Below are 17,613 nucleotides of genomic sequence, written 5' to 3'. Positions count from 1 at the left end.
CGACTCAGCTTTGATTCAGTTTAACTTACGCCGTATAACGGACTTCCTTCAGAATAGCCACACCCATGCGTTGGTTGGCAGACAGATTCATGAAATTCTGCGCCGTATCGGTATCAAAGTAACGATACACCTCTTGGTCCCAAGACTTGCCTTCCACATCAATAATTAACTCATCTAGATGAAGGATATTATGCTTCGTAACCGCGATGCAGTTATCGAATTGACCGCGGTAGCCCTCGTAAGGGTGAACCACGTAGATCGGAGACAAGTGATATTTGGATGTCCATTTGGACGCTTGGAAGCCTTGAGGCTCCAGTTCCAACCCCGTATCCCCCAATTCCGGATCTTGATAAGCTTTCCCCTTCGGTGGAGCTTGAGTAATAAAGGAGGGATAGTGTTGCTGGAATTCAATACCTGACTTGGTTTTCAACATCTGAAGTGTGTTGTTACCTGCAGAAGTATATTGACCGTAGTAATACGTTCCTGTTGTTGCAATCTGAGAGATATCTGGTTCTTCGATTACTGCTCCAGCTGTCAGCATTACGTTTCCGTCTACGTCATTCAGGTTGTATTTGAACGGTTTCAATGCACCTGCATACAGGAAGGATTTTTTGTAATCAAGGAAGTTTACTGCTGGGTCCGCAACGAGAACCATCGCCAAACGATTGTTCATGACATTTACATACATGTATACAGGTTTTTCTTTATTCCGATCCGTTGGTGTATAGTTTTCCAGTGCCCATTGGTAGAGTACCGGATGTCCTGTTAGCTTGAATGTAGGGCGAGTGGTAACTGGTAGTGTAGTTGGTTCGCTGCCTTCCAATCCTTCAAGCAGCTGAACAGTCAACGTACTATGCTCCTCATAGGCTGGAACTGGTGCAACGACGCGTGGTACCAGAGCATGATTAATGAAACTTACATAGAAATGTTTAGTAATCGGTGTTGCTTGTGTTCCAATGGTCATGATCCCGCGAAGAATAAGTTCCTGAATACGGTCACTACTGTCCTTTTCTTCGTAAAATACTTCCCACAGATTTTGTTCCTGAGACTCGCCTGCTGTGGATTCAAATGGGAAACTCTTAAACCCTGTAACTTCCTCTTTCAGTTTTGTCAACACGTCCTGTGAAGTAGTGATTGTTTCTACATATTTAAAATTTGCCATTATGTAATCCTCCTTATTTTATCTCTTTCAAAAATGCAATCGTAATTACATCTGGTGATGGGGAATGCTTGAATAGATTCAACGGACTCTTGATACTGAAAAACTTGTAAACCTCTGTCCACGTACCCAACGCAGGTTTGGAAGGATCTTTCAGAATTTCTGTATCTACGATTAATTCATCGCGATTGACCAAATTATGGTCGTATATCGCAACTACACCGTCCATATAACCCCGATATCCTTCTGCCTGATGCACAAGGTAGATTGGGCTTGCGTGATACTTTCCTGTCCAGAGAGATTTCTGGAACCCATCCGTATCTACAATCAATTTCGAGAGGCCCGGGGGAAGTTTACCCACAGAAGGATAGTTCGGAAGATGCGAAATAAATGCCGGGTAATACCGCTGGAACAAGACATTACTGCGTGTCTTCAACATGGACATGGAGTCCATACCATTTGAAGTGTACTCACCGTATTTGGCATAGATATCCGGATTAAGATCCGTGAGAATATCATTTTTCGTATAACCTGTCATATCTGTTCGCAGATCACCCATGCCAACGGTGACACCAAAGTTGCCTCCATGGTCGTAATCATTGAACGGAACGATCTTGCCTATGTATCCAAAACTGCGGTAATAACTGTGAATATTCGGTGAAGGATCACCTTCCAGAACAAGAACTACTCGATCATTGTTTACCGATAAAGTGTAAGCTACCAGGTAATCCGGTCTGCGTTTTTTGTTAGGCAACCATGACGTTGTAGAATGTCGTCCGTGGAAAAACCGAGCTGCAGGGCTTACGATCTCTGTCTTGCCGTCATAATCCAGTTTCCACTTCGTGGACGGTGCGATGAATGTTTTGACAATCGTATCTGTGTTCCACATCTCATAAATGGCCTGTGCCTTGGCTTGATCTGTAACCGTAGGTGTTAACCCCGGTTTAACCGTAGATGGGTCACAAGCTCCTCTGTATGTGGTCGTTGAATCTCCACTTGTGTTTGTACCTTCAAACTCTTCACCATAATAAATATTAATATAGTTCCAATCATTCGTTGGCTGCTCCAACATTACAGAGTACTCTCGCACAGGAATTCCAGTTGGTACAGTTGGCGTACCTTTAACCACTACTCTAGAAGGCACATCATGAACGGGATCCGCAGTATAATAACGCTCAGTAAACGTGTATTTTGATTTGGCGGGTTCTGCAATACTAGATTTCAACGTAGTCCAATTACCGTAATAGTCAAAATTCCTAACGTATTCCCACTGATATGCCGTCTTAAGACCGTAGTTCCAGTCATCAGGTAGTTCCGTAACTAACTCAAATTCATTCCAGTCGTCCAAGTAAACTACGTCACCTGTACTAAGCGTTTGCTTCTGCTTTACAATGTAGGCAGTAACACCATCAGGTTTAGTGAGATCTGTTACCAATGTAGCTAGCTGATTAGGAACGTCTACAAAAATATTAGCTCCTGTCTTATTTGTATAAGAAAACTGAACAACTTGAATCTTTCTGCCTGTCTTGTAATTACCGTAATCCTTTTCTCTAACTGTGGGACGACTACCACCTTCGACAATTGGATCCCAATATACCGAACTCACTTCATAAAGAAAACCATCATCTTCAACAGCTGGTGTTCCATCTTTAAACTTAAGTTTACTGTAGTCAGGAATTTTAACGACGTCATACAAGTTACCATCTGTATGAAGGTACTTCCCTTGAATATTAGGCCGAGTTTTAGGAGTATATGTTACCCAATAATCTTGCTCTGCCTCGTATACCTTCTCCCAGCGATTGGCGTCAATCCCGCCCTCTACTCTGGGAATATCAGCACCTACGATTTCATCAGCCAGCGTGTTGATTAGTTTTTGTGCTTCCGACTCTCCGTCAATATAAGCGGCAAAGTTCGTCTGCGGTTTTTGCAGTGCCATCGTCACCCTCCTTATCTCAAAAATTTGATGTTGTACCAGACCGACTTGGCTTCAGCCACCGCGTTGTAGAAGTCAAACTTAATGGTCGTCCCCGCCGGAATCGGGTAGACAATTCCGAAACTGTTCCCCATGGAAACCGACTCGGGAAGTTCCTTCGTATAGATGGTTTGACATACTCGCTCCGTCCCGATCATCAGCTCCCAGTAATCGCCGACACAGTAGTGGCTCGCAGCAAATGCAATGCTCAGAAACTCTGTGTCATACGCCAAGGTGAAAGTATCAGACTTGGTGGTCTTCGCCGCCGGAATGTCCAACATCTGTCCCCGAATGAACGGGATCGTCTTTTTACTGAAGTGTGGGTACGGCAGCTCGCGCACTTTGTCGATGACGCCACCCGCGATGTAAGATACATTAAATGCCATGGAACCACCTCCTACATGTTATATACGACTTACGCTCGTTCCAGTTAAGCGTCCTTCGTCATCATAATTTAGACCAATATTGTAAGTGAACATGGGCTCTCCACTCGGATCATATGTACGGGCCGTCACCTGCGTTAACCTGAAATACTTGTAATAATCATAATCCGGGTGGGAATAGCCCACTCCGGAAGGAAAGTCTTCCTCATCCTCTGAGCCAAACTTCATCCAGATCGAAACCTTCCATGCCGATTCATACAAGAGGTCTGCTCCAGTCACCCTGTCCGGGTCCTGTATGTGCTCCCGATATAATGTAACGGAAGGTTCACCTTCAAGGGGAGAAACATTCGAATTGGAGATACTGCTATATTTGCGAAGCTCCCGGTGGATTAGATCCAGCACGGGAAATACAATATTTTCATTCACAATGCCGGCCATTACACCATCACTCCCTTTCTTGCCCACATCATATCAATGACCTGTAACATGCCACGGTCAACCGAATAACTGGTTTTAATACTTTTAATCGTATATACAGCTCGTGTGGTGGTCGTTTTATCCGTCACAATGACGTTGTCGAGCAGATCAAGCGCAGGATTCGCAGGAATGGACACCTGTAGCGTACGGCACATCCGTTTCATATCAAAAAAAGCTCGTTCTGCCACCTGTCTCTTGGCTTCAACCGTCTTCGCCCAAGGAACGGCCAGCACCATGGTTCGGATTTCTCCTTTGAGTTCGAGTAAAATCTCCTTGTCTACGAAACTGCTCTGACTATCATTCGAGTCAATAACAACAATGTGGCTTCTTCCTCTGGACCAATCCGTGGATTTGGTAATGGAGATCAGATTGTCATTCTCGGAAAACTCTGCAACGACAGGTTTGTCATAATTCAGGCGCTCCAGTCGGTACGTACCATAACGGTCACAGTAGCTTCGATACGGAATCTCCGAGATTACCTCCTGAACAGCTTCCGTAACTTTGGCAGACCATTGCTCAAACGTCTTGCCATACTCCTCAATAAATGGATTAAGCCATCCGTTCGGTGTCAGAACTGTACTTGCGTCCTTAACTTCAAACTCGCCTTCCTGACCAGGTACGGGGACAATGACCCTGCCCGTCTTCTGATTCACCTCAATCAGATAGGTCTCGTCAATCACGTAGTCAGGATAAGAGCGATCCTCACTGGTAGCCCGCCAACCCACCATACCTGCATGTTTAACCAGATCTAGTACAACCGTTGATTTGACCCAAGCCGGCTTTTCAAATTCTACAGGCTGAGCGGGTGTTGGTGTAACTGCCGGGGTGGAGGTTGCTGTAATGGTCCAGCTTGCCGGATCTGCGAGCATCTCCTGATAATAGGTCCATACCTTGTCCACCCAATTCTCCCGATCTTGACTCCAGGTCATGGGAGCAATGTCTCCACCATTGTGGAAATAAAGTACATCGGCTTTTGAAGTCACTTTTTTACCTCTGGAAGCTAGTGCTTTGGACATCCGTTCTGCTCCGCGCTTCATTTGCTCCTGAATTCCCTTGTAAAGGGGATTGCACTCGCTTTTACTAGGACAGCCATATCCAAGAATAAAGCTACCGTTCTCATCTTTACCCTTCCCCTGTGTTCCGAGAACGGTCTCGTGCCTGCATATCGCAAGCAAAAACTTATGATCAGGCACACCATACGCTGCAGCTTGGGCCTGTGCAGCCTGAATTATGGATGATGTCCGGTCCGTGCCAACTGCTGCAGGCGGCACCGGATCTGGCACATTATCAATCTCTTCTACCTCTGGATAGGCTTTTTTCTCGGAAATGACTTTCTCGATAATGCGCTTGTACATATCTCGGGCCGTAATCTCCAGCGTGGAGCCTTCGCCATTGATGTCCACCTTGTCAATCAGTCCCGTAAATACCCGCATCATGTGCTGACCATATCCCATATATATGCGTATCGGTGTATTTTCACTCAGAATCCCGATATGGAATCCGTTTGCAAAATAAGACCATGGAGACGGTACACCACCAAGCTCGGGAAAATGAGCAGGATTATAATCCGGAGAGAAGAATCCTCTTAGATTGGAGATGGTCAGCCGTGCTTCCCGGGCTTCAGAATCAAACTGATCATCGATTTCGGCACTAATGATATTGGGAAGAACCTGCGTGTCCATATAGACAAAAGACCCGACCTGAATAACATCCGTCTCTGTCCTTCTATTATTAATAAAATCTCCGTAGCTGTTCGTTTGATAATATCCTTTAGATGGATCGAGCCCTTCTTCACTCTTTTGATTCTTCAACGGAGCAGGCACCAACTCTTGTATGCGAATATAATCAATGGCGAATTTTTTATACTTCTTACTTGAAGCAGGAACAGACCCGGTTGGGACAGTGGAGTTTTGTTTGCCCCCATACGTCACCTTAATCTTGATACTCTTGGCTTTTGCAGGGATCACAATATTATTCAATTCCGTCAGTTTGGTCAGATCATAGGCCCCGTTAAACTTATTGACATAGGCATACGTTTTACCATCGATCACCACGGCGAAAGAATCCCCTTCCGCATCACTAAAATTAGTCCCCATTCCAATACTAAGCAGCCCTTGTGTAGGCATACTCAGTTTTGTCACGTTAATCTCAAATTCAGCTACGGCGGCTTTGCCTTCAAAGGTGTATAGCAACTTGCCTCCTGAATCAAACATAGTCCAACCCGATTCAATCTTGGCATAATCCGAAAATTTCAATCCGGTTGTATAAACGTTTTTCTCATACCAGTTTCGTTTATCGAACTTCTCATTCAGTTTGATCTCTCCGGGATATCCTTCGACCTGAACCGGCTTTACATCAGTAAATGTTGTTTTCGCATTTCCGTGCAACTTGCGCTGTCCCTTGAAATACAATTGAGGATTAACTGCCTTACCACCTTCTCCAGTTCTCGTTGTTGGATTGACTCCTTCCCAAATTTCAAAATGTAGATGTCGTCCCTTGCCCGCCGCACGTTCAGCCGCGGACACCTTATGCCCACCGGTATATACGCCACCCGTATTGCCTAGCGTTCCAATGACAGTCCCTTGAGCTACTTCATCATCCACCGAACAGAGAATTTCTTTCAGGTGAAAATACTTGGTGATTACACCATTAGCATGTCTAATATTTACGGCATTACCAGCACCTTCTGTTTTATTCAAGGATGTTCGGACTACTTTTCCGGCCCACGCAGCCAAAATTGGCGTCCCGATCTTCTCCGACAAATCGATGCCTCGGTGAATTTTTGACGCACTATTACGAGGAGCACCAAATTCATCTGTAACAGGAGTGGTAATCAGCGTTTTACCCTTGATCGGAAAACAAATCTCCTGAGCATTCGCTTGAGTCGATCCGTTATATATACCATTACTCGACTCATCCACCCAAACGGATTCTGTACTGATGATGGGTACCTGCTCGGTTACGATATGTCTGAACTCTTCTGTCCGTCCCGGGATAAATGCCAGCCGATCTACTTCGACACGGATATTGGGAACTGCTCCTTCCCCCAGCTTCAGACGCTGGGACAGCACGTTCATAACCTCATCCGAAATTGGAATCATATTGTAATCTCCCCCTTACTTGAATCGCTCGATGGTCCATTTCATGAATCGGTCCAGGAAAGCTACCGCTTCAGCCCGGGTCATAGCGGAATTCCCAAGGAACCATACCTCTGCCTGCTCTGTGCCATTTGTAGGTCTCCCCATATCTGTTACTATCGCTGCACCATCCAGCTTGTTATTGATCGGAATGCCAGCAATTAGTGGATCATTGTTCGCAAATGTTTCGTCTTCCATTTCTGAGACGGCTATTTTCCAGAAGGCATCCTTGTTCTGTACAACTCGCTCCTCTTTGTCCCGATAATAAATGGCCGAATCTTTGCCGACGTCTGCGAACCTCTCGCTCACATCTTTGAGATAATAGAACGTCACTTCGTCTCCTTCTGAGAAAGGTTGATTGAAGACAACCGTATGGTTGTCAATTTCCGAATAAGCCGGTGTTTCTTGGACTTTATCTTTTTTTGGTTCTTTGAATTTCACTGTAATTTTAAGTTTCTTTTTACCTGCCGGATAATTGCCGTTAAGTCTAAAAACCCGTTGTCCCTGAAATGCCGTAATAGGCTGATTAATCCCCGTCGTTGGTGCTTTCATGTCCGTAAATCTGGCATAGAACACCTTGCGTAACTTATTAATCAGATGAAAGGCTTCTCCCCGCTGTATAATGGCATTAGGAAAGAAACAATTGTTGTATGCCGGTTTGAGTGTTGTCGCTTTGATATCTTCACTCTTGAATTTGTTATTCTTAGTCCAATAATTGAACTTGCAGGTGACACCGTTCAGATTAAAAGGAAGAAACACCGAGCCCCCTGGGCTGACACAATATACATCCGTTCGGTAACCAATAGCCTTTGTTGCAATTTTGGTTACCGCCGCGGCATCCCCCATGGTGTCTGCCCATACCTCGGAAGGAATACTGAGTCTGCGAAGCGGTTGGCCTGCTGCATACAAATATTCCTGATGATTACGACTGAATGGATCGTAGAAGTAGGTCGTCGCTGCACTAAGAACAGCTCTGGGCAAATCTCCAGTCCAGGACACGGGCGGCCTTTTCCAAGCACTGTCTAGCAACGGTTCTCCATAACTACAGAAGGACACCACCTGTCCTGCTTTCACACCGGTATACAACTCCACATCGGTTAATCCCTTACTATTGGTTTCAGCCGTTTGGTAGATCGTTTGAACACCATCAATAAACACATACAGTGGATTGTCATCTGTTGGTTTAATCAACACAGGCAGACTAAATGAGGTTTGCCCCGCTTTCCCTTTGATTTCCTCATATACAAAAGGCTTGCCTTCCTCAAACTTGTTATAGTTGATCCCGGCCACAAAGACTTCACCATCTTCCAAAACCATATTCGTGGCTTCCATAACATCGTTATAGAACCAATCCCCTTCGTTTACATCAACCCATTTTCGTATGATAAACACCTCCTATCTTTAGAATAGACAGAAAAGAGAGTAGGTCACCCTACTCTCGAATTGTTCGTTCCAGCAGACGCTTGGTTCGCATCAGGAAAGTAACAAACTCTGCTCTGGTTATAAAGTTTTCCGGTCTGAAATATAGAATTGGGGTGCCATCCAATTGTGTTACAACCGTCAGCCCCAAATCAGCCAAGCGTTCAATGGAATTTCTTGCCCAGTGGTCCTTTCCTTCTGTCGTCTGTAAATCCTGAAACTGTATTGCACTCTTACGGTCATAACCATCTTTTTTGATCAGGGTCATGGTCAATTCGACCTTGTACCCCTTTTGATCTTTATCCATCGTATCCTGATGGTAGAAAATAGGGTCAACTTTGATGGACTCTACAACACCAACATAAATATTGCCCTTCTCATCATAAAATTTGTGTGTCCAGCCTACGTACATCGCGTAGTCGTGATAGGATTGCTTATCTTTAAACAGGATGTTAATGATGGCCTTGTACGAAGATACGCCCATCTGATGAAAATGCGAGGGAGCATTAATCATTTTAATTTCCCTCACTTGCGGATTGGGCGAAGGTGAAGAGTACGGATCAATGATTCTTCCGTTCACTGGCTCGAACTTCATGCCTGTATCTACATACAGCCTTCTTTTATACCGGTCATTAACTAAGCCAAACGGGTCTTGCTGCGTCATATCAGAAGCCCTCCTTACCTATTTTATCTGGGGATATGATTGCTTCCCATTCTTGCACCTACATTGCTGGCCATTCGGTTTGCAATACCAGGACTGTTCTGCCGTAGTGTCTTGTCCAACGTAGATGTAAGTCTCTCCACATCTTTTGTGCTGCCTGTCATATTATCGATGTTCACATGAACCGTAACATCCCCCGAGCCAACCATCACACTTTTATGTGTATTGTTCGTCGTCATGTAGTCAAAGTAATCCATGACCTTAAGACCTGCTGGAATGTTGAAAGAAGAAATCGGTTTATCCATTTTTTTGCTAATTTCAAACAAATTTTTGGACTGTTCTACACCCAATGACTGGATTTGTTTAAAAATCTGCATATATTCATCCGAGCCCGGTTTAAACACACCACTATTCAGCAGATTCTTCCAATCTTGCTTGATCGAACTTATTTGTGAGTTCATTTCAGATGCACGGGATTTGTTCAATGCAATTAATTCTGGTGCATCTTCCTTCCCCCCATTAGCCGCAAGAAGATCATACATTCGTTTATCATAATCCAACTGCGTCAACTCAAACTGATCATTCATCTTGCGTCTAAGCTCATCAATCTGGCTGTTTTTAACACCATTCAGTTCAAGCTCTGATTGTGCCTTCTGCTGTTTCTTCTCATTGATCTCCAGGCCCAGTTCATCTTTATCCTTACCTTCAGCCATCTTGTCGTACGTCTTCTGTAAACTTGCAATGGCCTTATCGAAGAACTTGATATTCTCTTGCAAATATTTCTCCATTAGCGCGCGCATCTGACCAGAATCTTCGCGAACACCACTAATCAACAGACGGGATCGAGTGACTTGGTAATTGGTTTCGTTATCACTTGTCGATTTGTTAAGCTGCCGATTAATCTTGGCGATCATTTCATCAATACCATTGCTTTGCGGCTGTGGCCTATAACCGTTAGCAATAGTTCCTATTCCACCCGCAGCAGGAATATACTGCATTTGAGGTTGAATGTATTGTATCTGCGGTTGTTGTTGTTTGTTGTCCCCAGGCGGTTTTCCAGACTCTTTATCCATTTGAATCTGGGCTTCTTTTTTCTCCTGCTTATAGTTGTATTCCTTGCCCAGTTTCTTCTCAACTGCATCTCCGCCGTCTTCGCTCCATACCGCCTTAAATCCCTTCCAGTAGTCCCCGAACTTGTTATTCGTTGCATTGTTACCAAATAGGCTGCTGATTCCTCCCTTAACAACTGCATCCATTCCAAGGTTAAGGCCTTTCCACACTTTACCTACAACTGAAGACTGCTCCATATCTTTAAAATCCTTGGCCAGTTCCTCTTTATTTGTTGCACGAATACTTTGCTTCTCCGCTTCTGACTTACCCATATTACTCAGCGGATCAACAAGACCGGACACTACATCCACAGCAGTCATGGCAGCCCCAAGATAAGGAACGGCTTTTAGGGGTTTCAGTATAGACTTACCGAACTTGCCGAGCTTTGCTAATTTCCCTGGAATGTCTCCTTTTTTCTTACGCTCGCTTGTAATATCACGTTGGGTAAGGATATCTCCAGGGGTTCCATCAGGTTTATCTGGACCTCTTAGTACGTTCCCGTCCTTGTCACGAATAGGTGCATGACCGTTAAAAAATGCTTTTTTACTACCGACTTCTTTCATATCTTCGAATCTCTGTTTTATCCCTCGTCGCTTCGGCTTGTCCTTCTTCTTCTTGTCTGAACCAAAATCCATAACTTCCTCAATCTTTGATTTAGCCATATCCTTAATTACGTCATTGATAAAATCTTGATGTCTCTCTAAAAAAGGCTTGTTTGCTGAGTCTTCCTTGTCATCCTTAACAGGGGATCCAGGGGATCCAACACTTCCTGCACCTTGAGTAACTAACAATCCTCCTGGACCACTCATCATACTCGCGAGCTGAACCTGTTCAAGTTCCTTCAGTTTGGATATGTATGCTGTAGCATCGATCATGCCTTGTCTAAAAGAAGCATTTAACTCATTGACTTCGGCTCTCAATGTGGAGAGAACGTCATTCAATAGAGTTGACTGTTTACGCAGCTTCTGGATCTCGGATTCGTAGCGCTGAACATCGGTTGAACCGTATGTAAACTCAGCATTAAGGAAATACAACTTGTTTCGTAGTTCAACTGCATCAAGGTCCATGTCATCCATCGCCATCATCAAAACTCTAGCTTGGTGTTCAAGTTGCATCATTGCTCTACTCGTGTCATCCAGTTCTCGCCCTAGAAACTCAAGACTTCGTTTCGTCTTTGCAATCTGAATATCGAGTGAATGCATTTCTTCTCGCAACAGAAGAAGTTCTCGACTATACGTTTTGACTCGCTTCTCAGCTTCGTCACGTTCTTCTGCATGAATGGAAGAAGCTGCTGTATCCCCATCTTGTATAGCCTGATTGTACATTTCATGTTGATGATCTCGGTTAGTCCGAGCCTGAAGTACATCATCTTGCTTGGAGGCGGCCCTACTTTGAATTTCTGTTCTGCGATGTTCCAGAGTCTGTAGACGACTCTGCTGTCTGCCCATTTCTTGCGCTACACCAGCACGTTGCACATCCGTGACTCGAAGTGGCTCGGGAACGTTGCTCCCCGTATTTTCGACTTCCCCTGGATCCGCATTTGTAGCACCGTATCGCTTCTGTTCGCCTTCATTCATCACTTCACCGAACTTATCCCACGCAACCTGAACACCGACTTCATCCATAATTCGGTTAAGCAATTCCATATGATCAACAATGCCACCCGTACGATCTCCAATTAACCGCATAACTGCGATAAGATAATCGCCCAGCTCGGCAAATTCCTCTTTCAACCCTTGCATCGCCTCATGTGTTGCAATCTGAAAAGCGATTTCGATCTCTCGTTGTTGGAATTGAAGGTTGTCTCTACTACCTGTGCGCTGATGGATCAACGCGTTTGCATCCGTAGCCTTCACTTGTTCAGCAAGAAGATCGAATCTAACTCGATTCGATGCAAAGCCCTGCTGAGGATGATCTCCTTTTGACTGAACCAACAATCCAGCCTTGCTAATCCAGTTGGCTAATGCATCCTCTTGTGCAAACGTTCCATCAGGGTTACCGACCATTGGAAGGGTCTGACGCATCATATCCATCAAGTCCTGAATGCCAATATCCAACATCGTTGAAGCTCTTATTATCATGTCTGTGACTTGGGACAGATCAAAGCTACTGCTACCCCATGCCGGAGTAACAGCTTCCAGACCTGTTGCCGTCTGTTCTACATCCATATTGCCTACTGAATGCAGCTTGGCTACTTCTTCAGCAAACGCGACAGCTTCGGATGAATGATCATAATTACGAGAACCAATGCGATAGGCAAGACCTACATCTTCCTGATCCATACCATGTTGCAGTGCAATTCGTTGCAGATTTTTGACCGTTCCGGTTTGTGTGAATTGCCCACTGCCATTTGTAGTCCCAGACAATCTAAGCTCCAAATTTTGGTCGGCCCGGCTTATCTGTTGATCCATCTGCTGCGACGAGTCAAGGGATTTCTTGAGTAATGTTGATGAATACCCCTTGGTTTCACCTGCTGAAATATATTTCATCGTATTCATCACGGAGTCTAACAACCCCTGTGAGCCAGTTGCAGACACATCCTTCATTTCACTGAACGCTCCACGATAAAAGTGCTCCAAATCGGTAGTCAGTGTTTCAATCATTTGCGACTGCATATCACTTCTGATTGTCTCCACTCGTCTAATCAGTGTGCTAACGCCTGAAGGGGAACTCTCTTTCAGTACTGCGTTTTGTCCAGTTAATTGATCCTTATCCGTTAATATTTCTTGTGTTAAGGAATGTTTATCTCCTTGTCCTTCTGTTTCAGTCAAAAGAATCACCGCCTTTATGCATAAATCCCGTTCTACCTTCATTTAGGCAAAACGGGATATCTCTCTCTTATCCTCCGAGCGCTTGTGCAAGCATACCGATATCATCTTCTGATATCTCCGTGTAATCCTCGTCATTGAAGGTTCTTTTACGTCTGACGGTCCCATCTTCTTCAACTTCCTCGCCCCCACCGCCACCGAACATGCGAAGAGGTGCTGTCATAAGTTCAACCTCAAATTGAATATATTTCTCGGCTGACTTGCACAGCTCCGCAACCTGAGGGAGTGTGTACTCCCAAATCTCCCACTTGTTCAGCCCACAGTGTTTATGGAGGGTGAAGAAGATTTCTCCCCAGTGAACAGGTTCCTGTGTTTCCGTATCACGGATTTCGGTTCCCTCCAAAGACTCCCCCTCGGTGCGTTCTACTTTTTTAAACCATTGAGTCCAATGAGCAAATCAATGACTTTGCGAGCTGTGTTCAGATCAAGGTACTCATCCAGATACTCTCGATTGATGGTATACTCACCATGCTCATCTTTGGTAACGATATGTGGATAGTTTTTGAATGCCATTGCCAATACATCAAATAAATCCTGCTGCCGCTTTTCATCCAGTTCATCATTCTCAGTCGGAATGAAGTTAAGAATAATGGCATCGATATTCACCGTTTTTAGCAACTTCATCAGACGGCGGGCATCCTTCAGGTTACATGGCGGAATACGATATTTCCGTCGATCCCGTAGCGTAATAATCTCATCATCTTCAAAGAATGCACGCTCAGCAGCTTCCACTTCCTCCGGAGTCACCCGTTTGTTTTCCGGATCATCTTTGATTCGTTTCGCCGCTTCCTCATTCAGCTTTTCCGCAAGCTCACGCTCGGATTTTTCTTGTTCTGTTTCCATGAATTTAAAGACCTCCCCAGGACATTCTCCCCCATATAATAAAAAGCCTGGCAAGGCAAGGCTCTGTGAAGGGGAGGACACAGATGCCGTTTGATACCTTGCCAGGAGCAATCAACCTTATTTAGATATTAGATCTTGCTTGGTGCGCTGAAGCGTTTGATACTGCCGATTTTTCCATCAGCACGTTCAGGGTCAAGAATCTGCAAAGAGATTGCAGATGCAGAAGCGGCAGCGCGCTGGGCATTGATGCTGAATGTACCTTTTGCACGGCACATGTACAGCTCGGTTTCAACACCTGCATACGAACCATCTTTTTGCTGGAACGTCCCGTGATGAACGACAGAGATTGGGAATGGTACTTCGTCAACCAACAGGTCAACCATGTCTACAGTTTCTTCACGTTTGTAGTTCAGCACAATCTCCTTATCGATATGGACCGCATTCAGGATGACTACACCATTTGCTTCGTCGTAGAAGAACGCATTTGGTTCCACGGCCGTTCCTTTTAAAGTGAGTTGTTTCAGCAATGTGTTGGAATCTTTGAGACGAACCGTGATGCCACCGTTGCTTCCATAGATTTTACTTGCATATTTTGGCTTGGCTTCAGCAAAGCCAGAATTGGATACGCCTGCCGCCACTGTAGACTGCTCATTCAGCACCCATACATAAGACTTCACTTGCTCTTGTACCGTTGAACCCATCATCAGCTGGATCGCATCCAGATCGAACTTGGCGTCTGTTGCCGATACTTCAATCGATTTGGACTTCACCAGTACATCAATGGCGAACAGACCGTCACCACCAAAGATGTCCTCAAGCTCCACGTTAAGGTCAATTTTCAGATCTTGCAGAGTACCCAGGGTAACTACCTCAATTTCGCCCATCGGATCTTTTGGAAGGCGTTTAGCCATAAACGTACCTACACCTTTGATAATCATTTTTTTAGCCATTGAACAGTCCACTCCTTAGGATAGTATGTAATTTTAGCTACTGAGACTTGCTTAAGCCGGGATCAGGTTAATTGACTTGATGATCGGGAGATCCATTTCGTTTAACCCGTCTGGCTGTTCGCCGTCTCTGCTTTTTATAGTGTAGAACGCTATCTTCAATCCCTAACGATAATGTAAACGAAATATATTGAAGCACGATTAGCCCCGTCATCTTTGCAAAAGGAAAAGGCCTATATACGATCAAAGAAAAGACCCCTACATTAGAGGGGCCATTCTGTTTGGCAAAGCATCTATAATTTGCGCTACCTGTTCTGCACGTTCCTTGATCTCAAAATCATCGGCAGTAACCAGATGAACATGCGAGCAATATTTGCCATGCTCATAGATTCTCTCGGGTGTAATGAAGACAACGTCAGCAACAGCTTCCATCTTGTGTTTGTGCTTCTCGTACTGATCCGGATCAGTCAACGAATCAAATACGACTAGATCAGGATATGCTGTCTCGACAGAACTTGCCAGCCGGCTATCGTTCACCCAGTAGATCACGCGATCACCCTGAAACAGCGTACGGACATTCTGGCCCACACGGGCTACAACAAAGTTTGGAATCTCCGGATATGGATACTCCAAGGCATCAACCTGATAGAACTCATCACTGGAGTTGATATATATTACATTGTAGCCTACTTCCGCGAGTGCTTTTAACAGCCGTTGTGGTCGACGCCCGAATCGTTCACTATGGAAATCGATCGCAGGCAGATATACAATCGTTGTATCCGTGTTTGGGGTATATGTCGTAACATTGAACTCCGTCGCGTCAATCTCTATTTCTTCAAGCTCAATTGTCGGTGTAGTCGGTTGGCTACCAAACATTCGTTTAAATATATTTCTCATTTCTCATACCTCCTATGACCTGATTAATCATCTTCACGGCATCCATTGCCCTGCCATCCCAGCTATTAGACTTAGCCACCCTTACTCTTGCCGCAATTTTGGAAGCACTATTCTCACGAATCGCTTTCTCCAACATCAATCCACAATTATGCTGATTCATAAAGTAAGTTACATCGCTGTACTTATGAACAATTTCCTCCATACGCGTTGTCAACACAGGTTTGCCCGCTGACAAATATTCGTAATACTTGATTGGATCGCAGCCACGGATCATCTCTGTCAGCTTGAATGGCACGATACAGACATCGAATTGAGCAATGTAGGCGGGAAGCACTTTATAATCTTTGTGCGGAAGACAAGTCACATTGGGATGCACAATATTTTTTTGATAGAGGGCATTGTTTCCAATCAAAACAACATGATAACCTTTATCTGCAATAGCGGTAATCAGCGAATAATCCACCCACGATGCCATTGCACCGTGGAAACCCACAATCTTTTGCCCATCATGAACATCGGGGAAGTCGGCCGGTTTGGGCAGAATAACCCGCGCTTTCTCAAAATGTTGGTAATCTGCCCCGTTAGGGCACATAAAGATTGGTTTTCCGTCATGTTTATGTGCCTCGTACATCACCTTGGCAGTCGTGGCAATAAGATCTGCACGGTCAAAACATTTCGGGATGTAGGATTTCCACACAGCAAACTCATCAGCCGAATTATCCAGGTAATCAAATACGGTAAAATCAAACTTCCGTCCATCCGAATAATTGTATTGACCTGGATTCGAGAACCAGAGTACCTTCTTTCCTTTGACCAGGTGATCGTAGTTCACACCTTTCTGCACAAGGAACAGATCCTCATTTAACTTTTCAATCGGGCGGGTCTGCTTTCTGTAGGTTTCTTCATTGATAAAGATAGCCCGTATACCTGGAATATTAGAGAAGGCGGTCATCAATTGCTGAGGACGTTGGAACAAGAGGTTCCAGTCAAGTGCGGGCGGGTAGACAATGGTCATTTCTATACTTTCAAAAACCGGATTTTCTCGTTGTTTTCTACGAAGCAGCCAATTGAGCAATCAACTCCACCCCTTCCGCATAGGCATGAACGGGACGCAACCGAGTATCTACAAACAGTTCAAACCCCAATCTTCTAGCTTGCTCACAAAATGGTGCATCTTCACCTGTTGGATGGGAACCATATCGAACCCCTGCTTCGATCACTTCACGCTTAATCAAATATACGGCACCTGTCAGTTCTACCGGGAACAAACCCGCTTTGAATTCAGGTATATGTTTTCCGCCACTCATGGCATTATGAGCCTTCAATTTTGAGTGATTCCGTATAAGCATTGCGCATATATCTTTGTCATTATCCATTAACTGCCGTAGGCTACCCTCAGGAATGATGATATCCGTATCAATTGAGAACAGATAATCACAGTCCGATTTCAGAAACTCATCCAGAAGCATATTCCTCAACAACGCCAGGTGGTGATAGGAATATTGTCCACGTATATGACCATATGTTCTCCCCAGATTATGAGTCAGATAAGGAATCTGATGACAATCAAGGATATGCTCCGTCTGATCTTCACTATCATTCAGGATGTACATATAATGCTTCTGCACTGCTTGTTGCTCAAGTGATTGCAAGTGCCGTTCCATAATCCAAGCCCGGTTACGTACAGGACTACCTATAAATACGTTTTTCACAGTCCAGCCCCTCTCCCTTTTTACATAGTCTAGACTGTTGCTCAATAACCTTCGCACATTGAACTAAA

General features: G+C 44.7%; 14 protein-coding genes. All 14 read right to left on the bottom strand.

Features of this window, described 5'->3' with window-relative positions:
* Positions 1-25: 25 nt before the first annotated feature.
* The 14 genes from MHI01_RS30160 to MHI01_RS30095 all read right to left on the bottom strand — a co-directional run bounded on the left by MHI01_RS30160 (position 26) and on the right by MHI01_RS30095 (position 17,545).
* Positions 26-1,162: a hypothetical protein gene (locus MHI01_RS30160; protein ID WP_036607790.1), complete on the bottom strand. Its 1,137-nt coding sequence runs from the start codon at positions 1,160-1,162 to the stop codon at positions 26-28.
* A 13-nt stretch (positions 1,163-1,175) separates the two neighbouring features.
* The gene (locus tag MHI01_RS30155) at positions 1,176-3,095 is read right to left on the bottom strand and encodes a hypothetical protein (protein WP_340984762.1); all 1,920 of its coding nucleotides are present in this window, start codon (positions 3,093-3,095) and stop codon (positions 1,176-1,178) included.
* 11 nt (positions 3,096-3,106) lie between these two features.
* The gene (locus MHI01_RS30150) at positions 3,107-3,517 is read right to left on the bottom strand and encodes a hypothetical protein (RefSeq protein ID WP_076328283.1); all 411 of its coding nucleotides are present in this window, start codon (positions 3,515-3,517) and stop codon (positions 3,107-3,109) included.
* Between the two features lie 18 nt (positions 3,518-3,535).
* Entirely contained in the window at positions 3,536-3,952 is a 417-nt protein-coding gene (locus MHI01_RS30145; RefSeq protein WP_340984761.1) for a hypothetical protein, read from the bottom strand.
* The gene (locus MHI01_RS30140) at positions 3,952-7,092 is read right to left on the bottom strand and encodes a M23 family metallopeptidase (RefSeq protein WP_340984760.1); all 3,141 of its coding nucleotides are present in this window, start codon (positions 7,090-7,092) and stop codon (positions 3,952-3,954) included. Before MHI01_RS30140 ends, MHI01_RS30145 begins: the two co-directional genes overlap by 1 nt.
* A gap of 15 nt (positions 7,093-7,107) precedes the next feature.
* A complete protein-coding gene (locus tag MHI01_RS30135; RefSeq protein WP_340984758.1) occupies positions 7,108-8,460 on the bottom strand; it encodes a hypothetical protein in 1,353 nt (450 codons plus the stop codon).
* A gap of 100 nt (positions 8,461-8,560) precedes the next feature.
* Complete coding sequence (locus MHI01_RS30130) at positions 8,561-9,211, bottom strand: S-layer homology domain-containing protein (RefSeq protein WP_340984757.1); 651 nt, start codon at positions 9,209-9,211, stop codon at positions 8,561-8,563.
* A 23-nt stretch (positions 9,212-9,234) separates the two neighbouring features.
* Positions 9,235-13,089 (bottom strand): hypothetical protein, encoded by a 3,855-nt coding sequence (locus MHI01_RS30125; RefSeq protein ID WP_340984756.1) that lies wholly within the window; start codon positions 13,087-13,089, stop codon positions 9,235-9,237.
* A gap of 67 nt (positions 13,090-13,156) precedes the next feature.
* Positions 13,157-13,489 carry a hypothetical protein gene (locus MHI01_RS30120; RefSeq protein ID WP_223199730.1) on the bottom strand — a complete coding sequence of 111 codons (333 nt, stop codon included), beginning with the start codon at positions 13,487-13,489 and terminating at the stop codon, positions 13,157-13,159.
* 20 nt (positions 13,490-13,509) lie between these two features.
* Positions 13,510-13,989 carry a hypothetical protein gene (locus tag MHI01_RS30115; RefSeq protein ID WP_339186672.1) on the bottom strand — a complete coding sequence of 160 codons (480 nt, stop codon included), beginning with the start codon at positions 13,987-13,989 and terminating at the stop codon, positions 13,510-13,512.
* 128 nt (positions 13,990-14,117) lie between these two features.
* Complete coding sequence (locus tag MHI01_RS30110; RefSeq protein WP_076328277.1) at positions 14,118-14,939, bottom strand: hypothetical protein; 822 nt, start codon at positions 14,937-14,939, stop codon at positions 14,118-14,120.
* 255 nt (positions 14,940-15,194) lie between these two features.
* Positions 15,195-15,833, bottom strand: coding sequence for a hypothetical protein (locus MHI01_RS30105; protein WP_339283288.1), 639 nt, complete (start codon positions 15,831-15,833; stop codon positions 15,195-15,197).
* On the bottom strand, positions 15,817-16,848 hold the full coding sequence (locus MHI01_RS30100; protein WP_340984754.1) for a glycosyltransferase: 1,032 nt from the start codon (positions 16,846-16,848) through the stop codon (positions 15,817-15,819). Before MHI01_RS30100 ends, MHI01_RS30105 begins: the two co-directional genes overlap by 17 nt.
* 37 nt (positions 16,849-16,885) lie before the next feature.
* Positions 16,886-17,545 carry a glycosyltransferase family 2 protein gene (locus MHI01_RS30095; RefSeq protein ID WP_340984753.1) on the bottom strand — a complete coding sequence of 220 codons (660 nt, stop codon included), beginning with the start codon at positions 17,543-17,545 and terminating at the stop codon, positions 16,886-16,888.
* Positions 17,546-17,613 lie beyond the last annotated feature (68 nt).

This window comes from Paenibacillus sp. FSL M7-0656 (genome assembly GCF_038003225.1).
Taxonomy (GTDB): domain Bacteria; phylum Bacillota; class Bacilli; order Paenibacillales; family Paenibacillaceae; genus Paenibacillus; species Paenibacillus amylolyticus.
Note: the sequence above shows the minus strand (reverse complement) of the source record. Positions and strands in the feature narration are given on the sequence as shown.

Excerpts from the sequence above, each read along its gene's own strand:
- MHI01_RS30160 (WP_036607790.1), bottom strand. The coding sequence starts at position 1,162 with ATGGCAAATTTTAAATATGTAGAAACAATCACTACTTCACAGGACGTG.
- MHI01_RS30155 (WP_340984762.1), bottom strand. The coding sequence starts at position 3,095 with ATGGCACTGCAAAAACCGCAGACGAACTTTGCCGCTTATATTGACGGA.
- MHI01_RS30150 (WP_076328283.1), bottom strand. The coding sequence starts at position 3,517 with ATGGCATTTAATGTATCTTACATCGCGGGTGGCGTCATCGACAAAGTG.
- MHI01_RS30145 (WP_340984761.1), bottom strand. The coding sequence starts at position 3,952 with ATGGCCGGCATTGTGAATGAAAATATTGTATTTCCCGTGCTGGATCTA.
- MHI01_RS30140 (WP_340984760.1), bottom strand. The coding sequence starts at position 7,092 with ATGATTCCAATTTCGGATGAGGTTATGAACGTGCTGTCCCAGCGTCTG.
- MHI01_RS30135 (WP_340984758.1), bottom strand. The coding sequence starts at position 8,460 with ATGGAAGCCACGAATATGGTTTTGGAAGATGGTGAAGTCTTTGTGGCC.
- MHI01_RS30130 (WP_340984757.1), bottom strand. The coding sequence starts at position 9,211 with ATGACGCAGCAAGACCCGTTTGGCTTAGTTAATGACCGGTATAAAAGA.
- MHI01_RS30115 (WP_339186672.1), bottom strand. The coding sequence starts at position 13,989 with ATGGAAACAGAACAAGAAAAATCCGAGCGTGAGCTTGCGGAAAAGCTG.
- MHI01_RS30110 (WP_076328277.1), bottom strand. The coding sequence starts at position 14,939 with ATGGCTAAAAAAATGATTATCAAAGGTGTAGGTACGTTTATGGCTAAA.
- MHI01_RS30105 (WP_339283288.1), bottom strand. The coding sequence starts at position 15,833 with ATGAGAAATATATTTAAACGAATGTTTGGTAGCCAACCGACTACACCG.
- MHI01_RS30100 (WP_340984754.1), bottom strand. The coding sequence starts at position 16,848 with ATGACCATTGTCTACCCGCCCGCACTTGACTGGAACCTCTTGTTCCAA.